General features: G+C 44.4%; 1 protein-coding gene and 1 pseudogene. Both read right to left on the bottom strand.

What is annotated here, in order from left to right; translation table 11 throughout:
• A pseudogene (locus ACFIL2_RS06290) lies at positions 1-406 on the bottom strand (phage tail protein); the annotation flags it as partial.
• Between the two features lie 180 nt (positions 407-586).
• Positions 587-1,921, bottom strand: coding sequence for a Bgr_08870 family protein (locus ACFIL2_RS06285; RefSeq protein ID WP_375681709.1), 1,335 nt, complete (start codon positions 1,919-1,921; stop codon positions 587-589).
• Between the last annotated feature and the right edge of the window lies 1 nt (position 1,922).

Below are 1,922 nucleotides of genomic sequence, written 5' to 3'. Positions count from 1 at the left end.
CACTATAAGCCGGTGCTAAGAGAATTCCAGGTTCCACACCCAAATGCCCCCGCGCATGAGCCAAGGCATGCACACCGGTCAGTCGAGCATTTGATCCCACCATTTCAGTTTGTGTCTCAGCTATGGTTGACTTTTCTTCTACCCGCACAAGGATCACTTGTGCCTCAATCCCTTGCGCGCGCGCAGCGTTAATCACATCAAGAGCTGTGCCCCGTGTCCCAAGCTTTTGGATTTTGTCTGTCTCATGGGTGAAGACCAACACGGGCTCGTTAAGGGGATAAATTTGTGCATCCGCATCAGGGGCTGTAACAACTGCCCCAAGGGCGGTTTGGCTAAACATCTCTAAGGGTCGAGATGCTTGACCATCCTCAATGAGGGGGATACCATGATTAAATTCTATTGCCATTTTGCTCTCCAAATCAATGGAGAGACTATAACAACACTCATCCTCTCTCATAAGCCTGACACTGTCAGTCAAAAAAGCCCTTTAAAGGGCTTTGAAAGAGTGATAAAAAGATTTAAAAATCATACAAGCTCGCTTATACAATAGCTATCCATTTGACTTTCGCTACCTTTGGTTATGTAATTAATCTTTCCATAATCTTATAAGGACAGCGCCATCCGCTCCAGCACCGCTGTAATACCCATCCCTACTAGCACCAGCACCTCCGCCCCCAAAACCACGCCCTGCTTTTCCTGAAGGAAAGCTACCATCTGCCGTTCCTCCACCACCTCCCCTTGATGTATCGCCTCCGGCATCACCTCCGTTACCACTTCTGTTTCCTACAATTCCTTCAATTCCTTTCGTCCCAGCATAACCATTTCCTCCTTTGGCAAGTCCTAGGAGATCATCTGTTGCCCAACCAAAATTTCCACCAATGCCCCCAGTTCCACCAGCACCTGAATAGTAATAAGTATTTCCCTTTGATATACTATAATAAGCACCCCCACCACCATGTCCTCCTGTAGCGGTAATAAAATTCTTTCCAACAACTGTTGTTCCTCCAGAGTTTCCTGTCGCACCGCGCGATACAACAGAAGTTCCTCCTTTACCAATGATGATATCCTCATGCCCGTTTAAACTGGATTTATAGCCATACCACACGAAACAACCGCCGCCGCCGCCGCCATCGCCATAAGACCAAGAGGAACCACCACTACCTCCGCCGCCCCATGCTTGGATTTCTAACCTAGTTTGGTCTGTTACCCAATCGGGCCATTTAATTTTCCCATCTTGCGTATACAGCAATTCAGCATCAGCAATAATGAGTTTATTAAGCAAATTTTTTTTGATGTTTTTAATTTCCTGCTTGAGAATATCTATTTCTGATTTCGTATAAACAAGATCTCCATCGACTTTTAAAGGTCCTTTAAGAAAGCTTCCATTTGTGCTTAAACTGGTAACCATTTCACCATTGTGGATGAGGCTAAACGACGAATTGCCCAAAAGCTCTAAGGCACCACTCATAGTCACTTTGCTGGTAAATTTATTGTAATTTTTCCATTCATTCGGACTTGTGAGGCGTCCATAGCTTGTCAGATCTTCGTTGATCTTGGCTCTAAAATCATCAAGCCCCACAATATCTTCGGTTTTATGTTGATGCGCGCCTAACAGTGAGACAGCACTCCCAAAGGTGAAGTTATTATTGCTTGATTTATAGAGAACATAATTGTTGGCAGCATCTTTTGCGCCTTCGATATCGCTTAAATCAGCAAATGAGAAAGTTTTATCCGCTGCCATTTTGCCATTGAGAGCGCTTTCTAGATTTGTGATTTCGCTTATGCTATGCGTGTGTTGTAAAGGTGCTTTTTCGTTTATCTTTTCCTCAACAGCCAAAAGAGCTTGATCAATTTTGGTCAAGTTTTCCCGCAAGATTGGGAATTCAGAACTGATAAAGCGTCCTTCTTTAGGCAATTCCATG

Origin of the sequence: Bartonella sp. AP30XZML, from assembly GCF_042195945.1 — a bacterium.
Classification (GTDB): domain Bacteria; phylum Pseudomonadota; class Alphaproteobacteria; order Rhizobiales; family Rhizobiaceae; genus Bartonella.
This window is presented reverse-complemented; position numbering and strand designations above follow the sequence as displayed.